Annotated in this window: 16 protein-coding genes; 9 read left to right on the top strand and 7 right to left on the bottom strand. The window is 44.4% G+C overall.

The annotated features are described in order from the left end of the window. Positions 1–43: 43 nt before the first annotated feature. The 9 genes from ABDV94_RS04380 to ABDV94_RS04420 all read left to right on the top strand — a co-directional run bounded on the left by ABDV94_RS04380 (position 44) and on the right by ABDV94_RS04420 (position 8,807). Entirely contained in the window at positions 44–1,090 is a 1,047-nt protein-coding gene (locus ABDV94_RS04380) for an ankyrin repeat domain-containing protein (protein WP_343605093.1), read from the top strand. A 146-nt stretch (positions 1,091–1,236) separates the two neighbouring features. Beyond that, positions 1,237–1,776 carry a GNAT family N-acetyltransferase gene (locus tag ABDV94_RS04385; RefSeq protein WP_343605094.1) on the top strand — a complete coding sequence of 180 codons (540 nt, stop codon included), beginning with the start codon at positions 1,237–1,239 and terminating at the stop codon, positions 1,774–1,776. Positions 1,777–1,852: 76 nt separating this feature from the next. After that, positions 1,853–2,341, top strand: coding sequence for a hypothetical protein (locus tag ABDV94_RS04390; protein ID WP_343605095.1), 489 nt, complete (start codon positions 1,853–1,855; stop codon positions 2,339–2,341). A 31-nt stretch (positions 2,342–2,372) separates the two neighbouring features. Beyond that, the gene (locus tag ABDV94_RS04395) at positions 2,373–2,948 is read left to right on the top strand and encodes an ACP phosphodiesterase (RefSeq protein ID WP_343605096.1); all 576 of its coding nucleotides are present in this window, start codon (positions 2,373–2,375) and stop codon (positions 2,946–2,948) included. 94 nt (positions 2,949–3,042) lie between these two features. Further along, the gene (locus tag ABDV94_RS04400; protein ID WP_343605098.1) at positions 3,043–4,410 is read left to right on the top strand and encodes a transporter substrate-binding domain-containing protein; all 1,368 of its coding nucleotides are present in this window, start codon (positions 3,043–3,045) and stop codon (positions 4,408–4,410) included. Positions 4,411–4,438: 28 nt separating this feature from the next. Next, positions 4,439–5,338, top strand: coding sequence for a tRNA (adenosine(37)-N6)-dimethylallyltransferase MiaA (gene miaA, locus ABDV94_RS04405; RefSeq protein WP_343605100.1), 900 nt, complete (start codon positions 4,439–4,441; stop codon positions 5,336–5,338). A 51-nt stretch (positions 5,339–5,389) separates the two neighbouring features. After that, positions 5,390–6,031, top strand: a complete 642-nt coding sequence (locus tag ABDV94_RS04410) for an ATP-binding cassette domain-containing protein (protein ID WP_343605101.1) — start codon at positions 5,390–5,392, stop codon at positions 6,029–6,031. A gap of 3 nt (positions 6,032–6,034) precedes the next feature. Beyond that, entirely contained in the window at positions 6,035–7,216 is a 1,182-nt protein-coding gene (locus ABDV94_RS04415; protein ID WP_343605102.1) for a hypothetical protein, read from the top strand. A 64-nt stretch (positions 7,217–7,280) separates the two neighbouring features. Further along, positions 7,281–8,807 carry a thioredoxin-like domain-containing protein gene (locus ABDV94_RS04420; RefSeq protein WP_343605104.1) on the top strand — a complete coding sequence of 509 codons (1,527 nt, stop codon included), beginning with the start codon at positions 7,281–7,283 and terminating at the stop codon, positions 8,805–8,807. Between the two features lie 90 nt (positions 8,808–8,897). On the opposite strand, the gene ABDV94_RS04425 is transcribed toward ABDV94_RS04420, so the two are convergent. The 7 genes from ABDV94_RS04425 to ABDV94_RS04455 all read right to left on the bottom strand — a co-directional run bounded on the left by ABDV94_RS04425 (position 8,898) and on the right by ABDV94_RS04455 (position 17,618). Further along, positions 8,898–11,387: a PKD domain-containing protein gene (locus ABDV94_RS04425; RefSeq protein ID WP_343605106.1), complete on the bottom strand. Its 2,490-nt coding sequence runs from the start codon at positions 11,385–11,387 to the stop codon at positions 8,898–8,900. Positions 11,388–11,592: 205 nt separating this feature from the next. Continuing rightward, positions 11,593–12,975: an MFS transporter gene (locus ABDV94_RS04430; RefSeq protein WP_343605107.1), complete on the bottom strand. Its 1,383-nt coding sequence runs from the start codon at positions 12,973–12,975 to the stop codon at positions 11,593–11,595. 16 nt (positions 12,976–12,991) lie between these two features. After that, complete coding sequence (locus ABDV94_RS04435; protein ID WP_343605108.1) at positions 12,992–14,215, bottom strand: NAD(P)-dependent oxidoreductase; 1,224 nt, start codon at positions 14,213–14,215, stop codon at positions 12,992–12,994. 9 nt (positions 14,216–14,224) lie between these two features. Then, entirely contained in the window at positions 14,225–14,848 is a 624-nt protein-coding gene (locus ABDV94_RS04440; RefSeq protein WP_343605110.1) for an HAD-IIIA family hydrolase, read from the bottom strand. Positions 14,849–14,910: 62 nt separating this feature from the next. Then, positions 14,911–15,909: a 3-deoxy-7-phosphoheptulonate synthase gene (gene aroF, locus ABDV94_RS04445; RefSeq protein ID WP_343605111.1), complete on the bottom strand. Its 999-nt coding sequence runs from the start codon at positions 15,907–15,909 to the stop codon at positions 14,911–14,913. Then, the gene (locus ABDV94_RS04450; RefSeq protein ID WP_343605113.1) at positions 15,906–16,907 is read right to left on the bottom strand and encodes a CBS domain-containing protein; all 1,002 of its coding nucleotides are present in this window, start codon (positions 16,905–16,907) and stop codon (positions 15,906–15,908) included. Before ABDV94_RS04450 ends, aroF begins: the two co-directional genes overlap by 4 nt. A gap of 318 nt (positions 16,908–17,225) precedes the next feature. Next, the gene (locus tag ABDV94_RS04455) at positions 17,226–17,618 is read right to left on the bottom strand and encodes a DCC1-like thiol-disulfide oxidoreductase family protein (protein ID WP_343605115.1); all 393 of its coding nucleotides are present in this window, start codon (positions 17,616–17,618) and stop codon (positions 17,226–17,228) included. Between the last annotated feature and the right edge of the window lie 90 nt (positions 17,619–17,708).

Here is a 17,708-nt window from a genome sequence, read left to right on the forward strand (position 1 = left end):
AAACGGTAAATCTCTGCGAAGCACTTCAAAAGCACTCAAAACAATGGCAAAACGAAAAACGCTTCCGAAAGATTTCAGGGAATTGCTTCAACAAGGCGATTTGGAAGAATTGAAAGCGGTATTTGACAAATGCGACTGGAATGCGCGTGGAGGTTATAGTAAATCCACCGCCCTGGCTTTTGATGAATGCCCGCATGAATTGGCCTCCTGGCTGGTCGAAAACGGAACAGATATTCAAGCGGTAGACAACTGGAAAAACACACCGCTTCACGAACGATCCCGCAGTGTTTTCGGAAATATTCAAAGTTTGCTGGAACTGGGAGCGGATGTCAATGACGCAAGTAGCTCCATCGGAACACCGTTACATGCAGCGGCAGATTCCCACCATGTAGAAAACACCAAACTGCTTCTTGCTCACGGAGCCGACTGTAACCTGCTAAACTCCTACGGGTTCAATCCGCTGGAACAAGCACTCAGATCGTGTAATAACATCGACATCATCAACACCGTTCAACTCGCTGAAATCTACCTGGATCAGGGCATTCAGATCACGGAAAAGATGAAGGGATTTGTATCTGAAATCGGTAAGCGCTTCGAATTTCACAGAGGTGGGTTCAACATAGATTCTGTCGACGAATACAGCATTGCATTGGACAAATTATATGTCCTTTTTGGAGTTGAACCAGTGGCAAAACGCATCATTCATGATGGTAAAGCTCCCATTACGAGTTCCGAAAAAACGTGGCAGAAACAGCACCAGGATTTCTGGGAACAACTGGTTCCGTCAAGTGGCCCGTGTTTAACCATCCAGGGCGAAGTCATCCGCATTACAGGACGAATTGCCAACGAACTGGAAGGAAACGGCGGAATCAACTGGGATACGGCATACAAGAAAATGACCGATGCCTTTTTGACTTTTGTACAAAACGGAACGCCCCTCCCTCCTTCCGAATTAACGGAAGTCGGTGAAATCGTCAAAGCAGTCAAACAACGATCCGGCGATACGTACCGCATGAGTGAACTGGGCGTAAAATGGGTGAATTTGAATCCCACTCCACTGAAACTTCCTGCCCTGGATTATGACCGTTAACAATCAACGTCTGAAATGCTGCTACAATGAGTCCTTTATCAAAAACAAACATGGGGCATTTGAATATCAAAACAAGCAGTAATTGATCCCCGATGAAAAATAGTTTAACTCTGAATTCCAACAACTCATTCAACAAGTAGAAAACCATGCATTTTGATATTCAACCCCTTTTAGAAAATGACCAGGTAATCCTCTATCCGCTTCAGGAAACTGATTTCGAGGCACTGTACGCCACTGCTTCTGATCCGGGAATCTGGGAACAGCATCCGAATAAAGACCGCTGGAAAAAAGAAGTGTTTGCCAAGTTCTTTGAAGGAGCCATGCTGAGTAAAGGAGCGTTCAAAATTGTCTCCAAATCCAACGGAGAAGTCATTGGAAGTACGCGGTATTACGATTACAATGAAGCAGACAACAGCATTTTGATCGGCTACACCTTCTATTCCCGTGATTATTGGGGAAAAGGAATCAACTCTTCCGTAAAGAAACTCATGCTGGATTACGCGTTCCGGTTTGTACCCAAAGTCCATTTTCACATCGGGGCAACCAACATCCGTTCACAAATTGCTATCGGCAGACTCGGTGCGGTTAAAATTGCAGAAGAAGACATTACCTATTTCGGCGAAACTCCCAAGATGAACTTCATTTATGAAATCACGAAAGAAAACTGGGAAAATAGAAAGCAGTAATCAGTTTTCAGTGTGAAAATTACCCGGAAATCACGCTGATAACACTGTTTTACAGTTCTATTCGACGCTTCTAATTATGAAAAATCACACAGCTTTTATTCTAACCCTTCTCCTGATCTGTTTGAACGCCGGACACTTGTTTTCACAAGGTACGGAATTCAGTGTGGTCAGAATATCACGAATCAGTTACATTCACAACCATTCCGGAGCAATCAAAGAACAGCTGGAAATCAATCCAGAGACCAATACCATTTACTACCGCAAGAATATTCACCGGAAATTCACAAAAATCAAGACAGATCTATCTATTTCTCTCTTTTCAGACAGCATCAAAATGGACCGTGTGAAGCAAATTTCAAAATCAATTGCCGGGGACAGCGAGGAATGTCGTTACCACAATGAATATGGGTATTTCAGAATTGAATTGCTAAAGTTCTCCGGGGAAGATCAAATTTATAGCGAGCGTTTTTTGATCAATCAACCGTACGAGTGTCAAAATGAAAGTGATCAGGTCATCGTCAGAACCTATTACAATTTAATCACTTCTTTATTCAAGGAAACGTAATCACGTCAGAAATAATCATACATTTAAGTTCATGAATTACCTCGGACATATCTACTTTTCGAATAATGATCCGCAATTGGCAGTAGCCAACCTGTTCGGTGATTTTACCAAAGGAAAAAAATACCTGGAATACCCGGAACACATTCAAAAAGGGGTGTTACTCCACCGGAAAATTGACGATTTCATCGACCACCATTACGACGTAATCCAGTTGATTCATCAAATCCGGGGTTCTCTCCCGAAAGTTGCTCCGATTGCCGTAGACATTTATTTCGACCACTTATTGGCGAAGAATTGGGATCTGTATCATCCGGTTAAACTTCCTGATTTCCTGGCAAATCTCTATTCCAATATTGATTTAAGTAGCGAACCTTATCCTGCAGATTTTAAACACTTTATCGGCTTGTTGATTGAACGAAACTGGATGAGCTACTACCCAACTGAAGAAGGTCTCTACCGAATGTGTCAGGGAGTCAGTAATAAGCTTTCTTTTGAGAACGCCTTAAAGAACGGTCACACGGTGTTTTACGACTTTCAGAACGAAATTACTAGTTGTTTTCATGAATATATGCGCGATGCGAATGAATATTTAATGAGAACCTTTTAGTCTTTTTTGTCGTAATTTGTTCGTAAGTTTGAATATGATGCCGAAAACCAAGAGTGGAATTTTTCGTTTATTTTTCCTGACAGCTGCCTTATTTATGGCGGCCTGTTCCTCCGAAAAAATAGACCTCAGAAAGAAACCACTCAACGCACATGACTTTGATTTACCAGGAATTTACAAACGGGGAACACTCGTTGTCCTGGCAGAAAACAGTTCCACATCTTTTTTTATTTACAAAGGCAAAAAGATGGGATTCGAATACGAACTCCTGAAAGAATTTGCCGAAGACCTGGGAGTAGCCCTCGAAGTGAAAATCGTCAATAATCTCGATGAAATCAATGAAATCCTGAACCGTGGCGAAGGAGATATTATTGCCTGCAACTATACGATTACACGCGAACGACGGTCCGAAATCAATTTCTCCGTTCCGTTCCTGCAAACCAATCAGGTGCTCGTGCAGCGTAAATCCACGCCGGAAACCAAAGATCAGAAAGTGACCTTTATCACCGATCCGATCCAACTGGCGAAGAAAAAAGTAGTGGTTTGGGAAAAATCGAGCTATTACACGCGATTGCTTCACCTCGAAGATGAAATCGGAGATACGATTTTCATTCGCCCTACACAAGCACAGGAAGGTGTGGAAGAGTTGATCGAACAGGTATCTGACGGATTGATCGATTACACCGTAGCCGAAAAAAATGTGGCTGAAATCAACGAGCGGTTCTACGACAACCTCGATGTGAGCCTTCCGATTTCCTTCAAACAAAACATTGCATTCGGACTGAATAAAAAATCGCCGATTCTTCAAAAACGACTGAATATCTGGCTGGCAAAGTTCATGAAGCGCGAATCGTTCTCGTACATCAAACGCAAATATTTCGAACAGATCAGAAGTTCGGTCGACGGCGGGATCAATTTCAAATCGCGCAAGGGAAGTATTTCTCCTTACGATGCCATTTTGAAAGCCGAAGGAAGTAAATACAACATCGACTGGCGCTTGGTAGCCGCATTGATCTTCCATGAAAGTAAATTCAACCCGAATGCAAGAGCCTTCGGAGGAGCCTATGGTTTGATGCAGTTCATGCCGGGAACCGGACCAAAATTCGGGGTTTATCCGACTTCACCACCCGAAGTTCAAATCCAGGGAGGTTACAAATACCTGAACCGGATTTCCAAACTGTGGGCTGGAATCAAGAACGATGAGGAACGCAATAAATTCATTCTTGCCAGCTACAATGCCGGTGCAGGACATATCCTGGACGCGCAACGTTTGGCAGAGAAAAAAGGCTTGAATCCACATGTGTGGGAAGAAAACGTGGAGAAAATGGTTATGAACCTCGGTAAACACTCCTACTACACCGATGAGGTGGTGAAAAGTGGTGCATTCCGTGGAAATATCACCATCCGCTACGTTCGTGGAATTACTTCACGCTACGAAACATACAAAACACTGGTGAAACGCTGATTTTAGCTGCAAAAGTGTACTTTTGCCTATGCAGCAACTGATTGTAATCGAAGGTCCGACGGCCAGTGGAAAAACAGCCCTTGCCGTAGCATTGGCTCAGGCACTGAATACCGTTGTGCTTTCGGCAGATTCCCGGCAATTTTACAAAGAACTGGCTATCGGAACGGCAAAACCAACTCCCGAAGAAATGCAGGGAATTCCGCATTTTTTTGTTGACTCCCACCCGATTTCCGAACCGGTGTCTGCCGCTCAATACGAAGCTGAAGCCATGAAGTTAATTCAAAACGAACTGGCAAATTGTCCGCAATTAATCCTGGCGGGCGGCTCAGGACTCTTCATCGATGCGCTTTGCGTGGGACTTGATCCGATTCCTACTGATCCTGAAATTCAGTCCAAACTCCGCGCCGAACTCGACGAAAACGGAATCGAGGCGCTTTTATCGGAACTGCAGGAAAAAGACCCTGTTTTTTTCAGCCAGGTAGACCGGCAAAACCCGGTGCGCATACTTCGCGCACTGGAAGTGATCCGTTTGACTGGTATTCCGTTTTCAGACTGGAGAAAAAACGAAGGCTCCGAACGTCCATTTGAAGTGATCCGCTTTGTGATCAATCATCCGAGAGACATCCTGTATGACCGCATCAACCGTCGCGTAGACCTGATGATCGAAGCCGGTTTGATTGACGAAGTGAAGAGCGTGGAAAATTACCGCCATCTGACCGCTTTGCAAACAGTTGGTTACAAGGAAGTATTTGATTATTTTGACGGGAAATATACGCTTGAAACCTGTATTGACAAGATCAAACAGCATACACGGAACTATGCCAAAAGACAGCTGACCTGGTTCAGGAGACATCCTGAAACGACCTGGCTGGAGGCAAAAAGCACTTCCGAAATGTGCACAGATATTTTACAAATCATTCAGCAATAAGCAATTGTAAAGTTGGAATGATATTTGAAAATGAATTGAAAAATTACTCAGATGAACATTCAATTTAATCAGGTCATGCCCGCTCCGCTCGCTTCTATCAGCCACGGAACGGAAAGTATCTGGGGAAATAAGGCTGTACTTGAATCCGGGAAGAAAATTCTGCTGAATGCTTCTTCCGGAAAGGGAAAGTCGACCTTTTCCATGACCGTTTTCGGAATCCGGAAAGACTACGCCGGAAGCATTCTCTACGACAACCGCGATATCCGTTCATTCTTAGTAGACGAATGGGTTGAAATTCGCCAGCGGAAAATTTCAACCGTATTCCAGGATCTGCAGCTCTTCCATAAATTGACCGTGGCCGAAAACCTGCTTCTGAAAAACCACCTGACGGATCACAAAACCGAATCCGAAATCAAACAGATGCTCGGCGAGCTCGAAATTGAACACAAATGGAACGATCCCTGCGGTTTATTGTCGATGGGACAACAACAGCGTGTAGCCATTGTGCGTTCGCTCTGCCAGCCTTTTCAGTGGCTGGTACTAGACGAACCGTTTTCTCACCTGGACGAGCAAAACAGCTTGAAATGCCTGGCGATGATTGATCGCGAATGCACTAAACAGCAAGCAGGTTTTGTACTTACGTCTCTGGATGATGACAACCGTTTTCCGTATGATTACGAATTAAAGCTCTGAGCCATGTTACGTAAACTCTTATTTCAACACCAGGACAAACGCCAGTTGGTGATTGCCGTGATCGGGGCTTTCCTGGGAATGACTTTCCTGATCACTTCCATCCATTACCTGATCAAAGTGAATGATTTCGGGAAAGGAGCGGAAATCCTCGGCCCGAATACGATCATCGTTCAAAAGAAAGTTTCCAGCTTCAGTACGCTGAAAATGACGAAAACCGATTTTTCACTGAACGAGATTGAACAGATGAAGAAAGAACCGTTCATATTGGACGTAAAACCTGTTGAATCGAACAATTTTACGGTTTCCATTGAAACCAACGACCCGATGGTTCCGCGATTCAGGGGAAATATCTTTATTCAGACAGTCGATCCGGGATTCCTGGATGTGAAGTCGGATAAATGGCACTGGAAAGAAGGGGATACACTCGTTCCGATGATCATGCCGCGTGATTTCCTCGTGATGCTGAACACGTATATGAGTTCTGCAGGCATTCCGCAGGTGAGCGACGAACTGGCAATGGATATCAAGTTCAAATTTGCTTTGATGAACGACACCATGAAGGAATACGTTTCCTGCCGGATCATTGGTTTCACCAACGAAGTGCCCTCCGTACTTGTGCCTCAAAACTTCATGAACTGGGCCAATAAGCGCTTCGCACCGGATGCAGAACAAAAGATCACACAGATCATGATTTCCGGGAAAGAAAATGAATTTGGCCTGGTGGAGCAAATGCTCAAAGACCGCCACCTGGAGTCGAAAAACGCACAAGTCATTGTCGGCCGGTTGAAAAGTATGGTCGGAACACTGATCCTGGTGGTTCTCGTTATTTCGATTATTGCCGTATTCCTGTCCGGTTTGGTCCTGATTCAGTATCTGCAGCTGCTTCTGAGCAAGAATTTATACGAAGTCAGAACACTCATGCGCCTGGGACATCACCCGAAAACGCTGGTTCGCACATTCTTGGTGTATTTCTCTAAAGTATTCGGACTGATTGCCTTACTGAGTCTCGGAACATTCATCGGGTTCAAAATCCTGCTGGATTCGGTATTTGAGTCCGGAGGTTTGTACATCGATACCCATTTAAGTGTCCTGAGTATTTTGGCATTAATCCTTGCTTATTCCTTGTTCGCACTCGCTTCGTATCTCAGTGCCAGAAAGGGAATTTACGAACAGAACAATGGTTAATTTTATGTTAAACCAATGACTTTATTATTTTTGTTACGTCATGATTAAAAATAACAACTCAAACATGAAACAACTTCTTATTATTGCCTTGCTGCTTGTTTCCTCAACAGGATTTAGTCAAAAACTGCGGTTCAAGGTCGATGGAGCAAAAGACACAACAGTCTTTTTAACAAAATACTACGGTTCGAAGCTGTTCTACGCGGATACGGCTCAAATGAAAGGCGGTGTAGTTGAATTTACCGCAAAACCGGACCTCAAGCCGGGAATCATTGCGTTGTTGATGCCGGGACAAAAGTATTTTGAGGTGATTTACAACAAAGAAGAAATCAATATTGAGACCAAAGGGCCTGATTTTGTTTCCAACATGAAGGTTAAAAAATCGGAGGAAAACAAAGTATTCGTAGCATACATCAATTACCTGCAAGAGCAGCGAAAAGTGGCTACCGGTTATTCCGAAGAGCGTAAAAAATACAAAGAAGGTGATCCGCAGTACAAACGATACGGCGAAAAAATGGATTCCGTTTCCAAATTGGTTACCAACTACCAGTTAGACCTTCAAAAAAACAACCCGACAAAACTGGTTTCCAAAATCATCAAAATGTCCATGGATGTAGTGGTTCCGGATGCTCCGAAAGATGCCACAGGAAAAGTAACTGATGAAAACTTCAGATACCACTACTACCGCAATCATTACTGGGACAACATTGATATGAAAGACGACCGCCTGGTGAATACACCGGTTTTCGGTTCCAAAGTGGAATATTTCTTCGGGAAAAACATGCTGGTGCAGCACCCGGATACCATCCTGGCTTTCGCATTCCCTTTCTGTGACCAGTTCGACAAAAAATCCGAATTATTCAAATACGCGGTAGATTACATCACGAATACCTTTGCGAAATCCAACATCATGGGAATGGACAAAGTGTATGTATACATGGTGAACCGTTACTACTGTAAAACGGATGAGAACGGTAATTCCATCGCATACTGGATGAACGATAAAAAGGACAAATTGAAAGAGTTGTGTGACGAAAACAAAGTGCGTATGAACCTGGTTCAGGGAGTTCGCCCTCCAAACATCAGTCTGCGCGACACAACAGACGTGAACTGGAGAGACTTCTACAGCCTGAAAAGTGAATACACGATTTTGTACTTCTGGGATCCGGAATGCGGACACTGTAAGAAAACCACTCCAAAGCTTCAAACGCTTTACGAGAAGAAATTCAAAGACCGCAACGTTGAGATTTTTGCAGTAGGAAAAGCGACCGGTGAAGATTTCGAAAAATGGAAGAAATTCATTCGTGATAACAAACTGACATTCATCAACGTGGGATTGACGAAAAAACTGTACGAAGAAGCAACTGCTGATCCAAGAAGCCTGATCCCGAAATACACCACGCTTGAAGCATTGAACTATCATGATACATACGACATCTATGCTACTCCGCGTATTTTCGTATTGGACAAAGACAAGAAAATCGTTGCAAAACAATTGACGATTTCCCAGTTGGAGGATTTCATCGACCGCATGCAGAATGTGAAAAATGCAGAGAAATTGTTCCCTCCTGATCCGGAAGAAGAAGCACATTGATTTTCAGATCTCATTATTTTGAAAGACCAGTCAGCCCCGGCAGATTGGTCTTTTTTGTTGAGAACCGGTTCGCCTTCTTAATTCTTCGGTTTATTTCAACAAACTCAGATGCCCGTGAACAACTTCCCTCACATCGTTTTTTGAGTTTTTGAATTCAATCCGCCAGGTGTATATCCCTTCCGGCGACAATTTATCCAGGTAAGTTCCGTCCCAGCCCGCAACCGGGTCATTCGATTCGAAAACGATTTCCCCCCAGCGGTTATAAACCTGAAAATTGTAATCGTCCGGATCAAAACCCGATGTAAAAACAGGCTTGAATAGCTGGTTGAACTCATTACCGTCCGGTGTGAACGCATTGGGAACATAATACACCAGTCCGCCTTCTACGTATACATGTGCAAATGCCGTATCCATACAGCCATCTTCATTTGTCACAATCAAACGAATCGTGTAGGAATCGAATGCATCCGTCGGATAAGTCTGTACCGGTGAAAACTCATCCGAAAACGAGGCTCCATTACCGAAATTCCATTCATAACGCGTTCCTCCGCTTGAAGTATTCACCATCGTTGAAGATGCATTTTCCGAATTCAGAATCACGGGAGAAGGATAAAATGACGCATTGGGTGAAGATGAAACGCAAACAACGGATGGAAAATTGGCAGATGCATTACAGCCAAAAGCAGAAGTCATGTTCAGAGTCAATGCATAACATCCCGGATTCAAAAACGTATGCTGCTGATTTCCGCAACCGGTCAATACCGTACCATCGGAAAATTCCCACACGGCATTTGAACAGTCCGTTGAGGCATTGGAAAATGTCACCGTGAGTGGCGCGCAACCGGCGGTTACAGCGGGAGAGACAGCAACCGCAGGAGGCGGAATGACGGTAACCGTTACACTATCGGTTGCAGAACATCCGGCATTCTGGTCTGTTGCAATGACAGTATAAACCCCGGTTACCTGCGGTGAAAACGGGACATTATCCGTAACTCCGTTATCCCAGCTTAAACCGACACCGGCGTTACCCGCAGAAGAAACGGCATGTAATGTGGTATTTTCTCCCTGACAGATCGTTTGATCCGGTCCGGCATCCACACTCATACTTCCGAGATCAACTGAAATCGTATCTGTTAACAAACAACCGCCTGAACCGGATGACACCGAAAGCCAATAATCACCGGATGAAATTACGGTAATCGTAGGGGTTGTTTCACCGGTAGACCACCAATAAGAAGCTGCAGTAATTCCTGGATCAATCAGCGCACTGACATCACAGGTTTCAATATCCTGCCCGATATCAAGGCTATCAGGTGCTGTATGACTTTCCGGCAAAGTTGCATTGAATACGTAAACCGGGCTAAACTGGCCGGCTGCGGCTCCGTATGTTTGGGAAAAGCAACTTGAACTGCTGTTTAAATCTACTCCGGCAGTTCCGGGAATGAATTGGGTGGTTACGTTGGTTGGAATAGCGCTTCCTGAAATCTGGATTGCACCGGTTCCACCTCCACCTCCCGGCCCGAAACAAGCACCATATGTTGTCTGCTGATTGCCACCGTTTCCGCCATTCACTCTCAATTCCATGTTTCCGCTGAGGGTGTTCACATCCAGTACGATCATACCTCCTGCCCCACCGCCGCCGGCCCCGTCACCGATGTTGTTACTCAGAGTCAATACATCCCCACCATTGGATTCGATGTATGTATTATTGGATTGAATTGTTGCTGCCCGTATAATGATAATTCCACCGCCATTCGAACCGGAAGTCCCCACCTGATCGTTGTGATCCGGAGAGCCGCCGCCACCGCCCATGAAAAGTCTTCCCATCCCGTAATTCAAGGCCATTCCTCCTTCACCACCAATCGGTTGTGTCCCGCAAAAACTGGCCTGATCTCCGCCCCGGCCTCCTCTGCTGCCATTGGATCCACCGCCGCCACCGGTGTTGTGTTTGTTTCCACCACCACCACCATTCCCCAATGCTCCGCGCCCCCCATTCATATTGGCAGGTGCTTCTGCAATTCCTTCACCTTTTTCGGCTCCATAACCGGATGAAACAGCATAAAAGTAATTCGGAAAATTACCACAACCGCCATCCGGGTTTGAGCAGGCAAAAGAACCACGAAATCCTTTTCCGTTCAACGAAATGGGCGCATTCAATGTCAATGTGCCGGATAATTCCATGACGAGCACACCACCTGTGCTTCCATTCCAATCCTGCGCGGTCAGCGTATTTACAACTGTTGCATTGGTATATTGAGGAACACGGATCAATTGAACGCGGCCGGTAATTTCATATGCATTGAGTAGCTGATACTGTAACTGGACAATATTCCCGGAAATGGCTGTGACATTTGCAAACTCGTAATTTCCGCAACCGTGGTAGTTGGTAATCATACCGAAACTTGCACTGTTGGAAGTATTGATTTCCGCTCCTTTCATCTGGATGATCAATACACGATCTCCGATTGACAGAAAAGATGGATTCAGAACGGTTACCTGGTTGCAGGAAATATTGGTAACAGAGGTGTATTGGTTAATCACCCCGGACAACTGCGCATGGATTTTACCTTTAAAACCCATAACGACGATGATTAGGAAAAGGAACCAAGGTTTCATAAGTGCCGATCTTTCATACAAATAACGTATTTCTTACCGGAACATTGCCCCCAATTTTTCAATCAAATTTTAAGTGAGCCGATCCTTTTAGTAATCGGGCGGAAATGGAATGTGTCCTGTCAAAAAAGAAATCAGGGCAGTCAGCTGTTTAACCTGTACTGCCTTTCCATTAATCATAGACCGCATCTAAATCACTTCGTTCTTGCTTTGGAATACGGAATAACAAAAGCAGTCCGACGATGAAAAAGAACGCTACGGAAACAACCGAATAACGAATCGAATCGAATCCGACTTCCATCAACCCGAAGAATAGCGTTCCGGTAACAATCCCGATTTTCTCCGTTGCATCATAGAATGAGAAGTAGCTGGCATTATCTTCCGTTTCCGGTAAATACTTGGAATACGTTGAGCGCGCCAAAGCCTGCACACCTCCCATCACGATTCCAACCGTACAAGCCAGCATGTAGAATTCCACAGGTGTTTTGATTACAAATGCGGCAGCACAAACTCCCAGCCAGATTACCAGGGAGATTCCCAGGGTTTTGACGTTTCCGATTCTGCCCGACAAACGTGACATGATGAAGGCTCCTGCAGCACCCAGCAATTGGATCAGCAAAATGGCAATGATCAAGCCGCTGTCGTCTACTTTCCCATCTTTCACCGGCCAACTGATTTCTTTCTTCGCGAAGAATGTAGCCATCAGCATAACAGTTTGAACACCGGTATTGAAAAAGAAAAACGAAGTGAGATAGCGTTTCAAACGCTTGGTTTTGCGGAATTCGGCAAATACATTCCGGAGTTCTTTGAATCCTTTCCAGATATATCCTTTTTCCTTGATGCGGGAAGAAGTGGAATTCGGTAAAACGCGGTAGGTAAACTGGGAAAAGCCAATCCACCACAAACCAACGAGGATGAAACAGTATGAAACAGGGAAATCCTGTGTTTTGATTAAAATCAGGCAGATAATCAGCAGGATCATGGAACCGAGATATCCCATTGTGAACCCGCGGGCAGAAATCTTATCCAAATCTTTTTTGGGTGCAATTTCGGGTAGGTAGGAATTATAGAACACCAAACTGTTCCAGAAACCGATACTGGCAAAGAACAACGAGAGCATCGCTACTTCCAGTAAACCATCGCGCATCAAATCGGTGAAGAAATACAGCGAAATACACGACAATGCTCCCAAATAACAGAAAAACTGCAGGAAGCGTTTCTTGTTCCCGCGATAATCCGCGATACCGGATAAAAACGGCGATGAAAACGATACCACCAGGAAGGAAGCAGACAATACAAAACTCATCAAAGCGGAGTTAGGGATGTGCATTCCCATGAAATCCACCAATACCTCTTCCCCTTTTCCCAGCTGAGAAGGATCCAGTTCTTCCCATGGAATTCCGGGATTCTTTTCGGATAAATACTGCTTCGTAGTCACCGTATCATAGAAAATAGGAAAAATCGCAGATGAAATCACCAGGTTGTACACCGAGTTCGCCCAGTCATACATCACCCATCCTCTAATCGTTCTCTTGTCGCCTTTTTGTATCGCCATAGTAGAAGTTGCTTAGTTATGTGGTCAGCTGATTCACGTAATCGTTCAAATACGAAAAATACGGAGTCAGGTTTCCATTCAGATCCGTTTCAGACCCTCTCCCGATAATGTTATCCGGGTCATCACCGAACAAATGCGGGAATACCGATTTGATCAGCTCATTTCCGAAATCCTCCGAGGCATCTTTCGGCAGCTCACACGGCAGGTTATCAACCGCCATGACCGTAATGGCTCCCTCCTGTTTCCAATCGCATTCCAATCCTGTTTGCGGATCGTAACCGTATAGGGGATCGGAAATTTTAGACGCACGAATCGATGAAGCAATCGGCCCCTGGATATCGCAGGAAACATCCGCAACAACCCGGATCTTATTTTTTTCGGATTTCAGGTCGGCAGCAGTTAAAATGAACGGCGATTTATTGCTCCAGAAATGGCAGGCAATATAAATATCGGCCACCTCCGAATAACGTCCGAAACTGGATTCGTATAACTCCGGTGTGGAATAAAACTCCTGCTTACTGAACGGTTTTCCGTCCTTGCGTTTGTAATAATCTTCAATTTCCAGGTGCGTAAACACCGGTGTATCGAAATTTTCGGTCAGGAATTCTTCGGGGCTAACTTCTGTAAAAGGAAGCAGGTCCATGATTTCACGGGCTCCATATCCCACTCTTCCGAAACCTGTCAACACTAATTTGGTGTTTACAGGAAGAACTACTTTATGTAATTCCGCTTCCATTTCTTTTCTTCCGGAACATTGATTTGCCGGTTTCAGTTTATACAGATTATTGCGTTCTCCGTAAGCCAATAAACCATTGTATGCTCCTACAATTCCGGCATAGCGCCCGAACCCGATAATGCGTTTGTTTTCTTTCGATTTCAGCACTTCGTAATCAATCAGCTGGATTTTACGCTCCAGGATGGCGCGCAGCAAATCGCGGTTGTAGGGCTGTTTTTTGATCGTGTGTGAAAAGAACAGGTATTTTTTTCCCGGAATCAGGTCAGGGATATTCACTTCCTTGACCCCCATAATCACGTCGCAATCCGACAAATCCTTCACCACTTCAATGCCTTCAGCCTCGTATTCTTCGTCGTCAAAGGCACGAACTTCACTCGCCTGAACGACCACTTTTACCTGTGGAAATTTCAGCTCAACCAACTTACATTGTTTTGGGGTGAGTGGAACTCGCTTATCAGGAGGAACTTTGCCTTCTCTGATGATGCCTAATTTCACTTGATTCATGTTTGTTGTTTAATATTCTTTGATCGGTTCCGAAAGCAGAAAATTATCGATAAATTCTCTCACTACTCCGTCTCCGCCATTTTTCGTTAATACAATATCTACTTCTTTCTTGACTTCCTGAACCGCGTCTTTCGGACAAGCTCTCAGTCCCGCCTCACGCATAATGGACAAATCATTGATGTCATCGCCGATAATTGCCACCTCTTCCAGTGAAATCCCAAGCGTTTCACACCATTGTTTCAAAACGGTGATTTTTTGCTCGCGTCCGACATACACATGCCCGATTTTCAGTACTTCCGCCCGGTTCCGAACCATTTTGTCCGTAAATGCCGATGAAATGATTCCACACAAAAGTCCTTTTTCCTGGGCTTTCATAATGGCCATTCCGTCTTTGGTGTTGTACTTCTTGATCTGGTCTCCGGATTCCGTGTAATACATTCCGCCATCCGTCATTACGCCGTCTACATCGAGAATCAGTAATTTGATTTTCGCGATTTTGCTTTTCAGATGATCGAAAACAAACAAGGGTTTAAAGAGCAGGGAATAAAAATCCACCTCATACTCTTCTGCAATGGCTTCCAGATCCAGGATCGACAATTCGGTCACGCTGTCTACGTCAAAATCCTTCAGCATCTGATAAAAATCAACACCGAATTTGGCGCACAGTCCCTTTATATTCTGTTCTAAAAACAAGGCTATACCAGTTTATATCCAACGCTGGAAGCAATCGGATTGAGTGTTTGTAACAACTGTTTAAACTCTTCGTGGTTCAGCTGCTGGGATGCATCTGATTTTGCCACTTTCGGGTTCGGGTGCACTTCGATCAGCAAACCGTCTACCCCCAAGGCAACACATGCGCGTGACAATCCTGCCACTCCGTAAGCATATCCCATCGCATGACTCGGATCGAGGATCACCGGAAGATTGGTGTAATGTTTCAACCATTCAACACCACATAAATCGAGTGTAAAACGTGTTCCCGTTTCAAATGTGCGGATTCCGCGTTCACACAAAACCACGTTTTCATTTCCTCCTGAAAGAACAAATTCAGCTGCCTGAACGAATTCCTGGAGTGTTGTTCCAAAACCGCGTTTGATCAAAACCGTTTTCTGCGTTTTTGCACATGCACGCAGGATTCCCTGGTCGTACATCGCTTTCGCACCGATCTGGATTACATCTGCATGTTCGATAATTTCATCGATATGTGTTGCATCACGCGCTTCGGTAACTACGGAAAAACCGTATTCTTCACGCATTTTAGCAAGCAACTTCAATCCTTCCAGTCCCAATCCCTGGAAACTGTACGGACTCGTTCTCGGTTTGTAGCATCCACCTCTCAGTGCTGTTAAACCCAATGATTTCAACAAATCAGAAGATTCTCTGATCTGCTCTTCCGATTCGACGGAACAAGGCCCTGAAATCACGATGGTATTCCCGGTTTTTCCTCCTACCGTTACATTTCCGATTTTCACTTCACGTGTTTCCTGGCGGTAATGACGTGATGCCAGCTGCATATCGTTCGGGAATACCCAGTGAGCGTCTGCTACAGCTTCCAATCCTGCCGGAACCTCTTTCACTCCGGATCCGGTTACCAGTACGTTAATTCCCTGCGAAACCAGGTGGAATGCTTTGTTTTCTTCCGCTAATCTGGCTGCGTCAGCTGCACTGACCGTTTGTTTTAAATGAATGATCATATTTCCCCTTTAATCAGGTTTACGAATGTTACTATTCCCTTTGCTTTCTGATCCTGGTCTACAACCGGAAGATAGAGAATCGGGAATGCATATTTTTTAATCTGTTGTAGTAAGTCGTTCACAGTGGCCGTTTCCGGGATTACCAGCGGAGCCGGGTTCATGATTTCTGAAATCGATTCCTGGTTTAAATTCCCGTTGGTACGGATAAGGCTTTTTCGAATATCTGCATTGGAAATCAAGCCCTTCAAATCGGAAGCTTGATTGGTCACCAACGTAAAACCCAGTTTCCCGGATTCAATCTCGTTCAGCACTTCCAGTACGGAAGCATTTTCACCGATCTCGGGAGCTTCGCTCAGCGGAATCATAAAATCGCGGATCAGGAACTGTGAGTTCAGGTTTCGCTTAGTCAAATCCATCAGAGCATGTCCCACACTCGGCGCGTTGAACAAATAGGAACCGGAAACAGACGTATGAACCCCCATATTTCTCAAAATGAAGGAAACTTCTCCGGTTACTCCGCCGTCTACGTGTACCGATTTAGCCGGATATTTCTTTTGAAAATCACGAATCTTCTTGAAGTTCACGGAATCAAAGACTCCCCCGCTCTGCCCCGGAATGGTTGCCATGATCAGGATGAAATCAAAATTCTGAAACTGATCAAATGCTTCAATCGGTGTCGGAGTAATAATGGCTAATCCTTTCTTCCCGGTAATATCTGCCGGAATCTCCAGGTTTTCTTCCAAATCTTCCAATTGAAAGGTCACATAATCCACCGGAACTTCGCGCAGTAAATCATAATAATTCGACGGATGCTTCGTTATAATGTGCAGATCAATCGGAATATCACACCACTTTCTGATCTGGCTGATGTCATCAAAAACCGATGGATCATCATTGCAGTCAACATGCAGTAAATCGACATGGTGAGCAGCCAAATCCTCAATGGTTTCAGATAAACTACGGTTCTTGTCGGAATAAATCGAGGCTGAGATTCTCATAAGACAAAAGTAACGAAAGAATTCCCTCCGGAAGGTATGTTCATAGAATGATATTAACAGAATTTGCACAAAAGTTGACAGGTATTTTAACATCCTGTTTATTTTATTGTTTTCTACTTAAGTACATGACAAAATGTAACTCCGGATGAGTATTCTGAAAGAAATACAAAATTATTTTCATTATGAGCAAATCCGGATGAATTCATTTCAGAAAAATTGTATTCTCGGAACACAAAACACCTTTGAAAGTCAGCTTACAAGTCTTTTACTTCACTTTTTAACGACTGAAAAAGTGGAAAAACAACCAATCTCCGCTCTTTAAATCAGGAAGCGAATTCGTTGCTCCGGTGTGGGGAGCGCGCAAAAACTCCCCGCCAGCCTCATCCTTCGTTTTGCAATAAACGCATAAACCCCATCCCGAAGAAACCGCGGTACCAACCACCCGATTTTTCCAAACTGATAAGGGAAACGCAGGTAGTTCATCACTTTCAAAGCTGCTGTGGAACGGTTGTTCAGTTGGTTCGTGTCCCAGAAATAAAATGTCGACAAATCCATTTCTTCGATTCCCTGCTGCCGAAAGAATGCTTTTGCAAAATCACTTTGAAGCGCACAAAAATGAACTTCGTGGTTCTTCTCGTGATCCAGAACAAACTGTACGGTGCGGTTACAGAAGCCACAGTCGCCATCGTAAAAAATGATCGGTTTGTTCATCTAACAAAGATACGAAACAGAATAGAATCGTATTTTTGAAAAAACAACGAATTTTAAACCGGCAGGATGCGGTCTGGAATCCTTTGCGCT

Origin of the sequence: Fluviicola sp. (assembly GCF_039596355.1) — a bacterium.
Classification (GTDB): Bacteria; Bacteroidota; Bacteroidia; order Flavobacteriales_D; family Crocinitomicaceae; genus Fluviicola.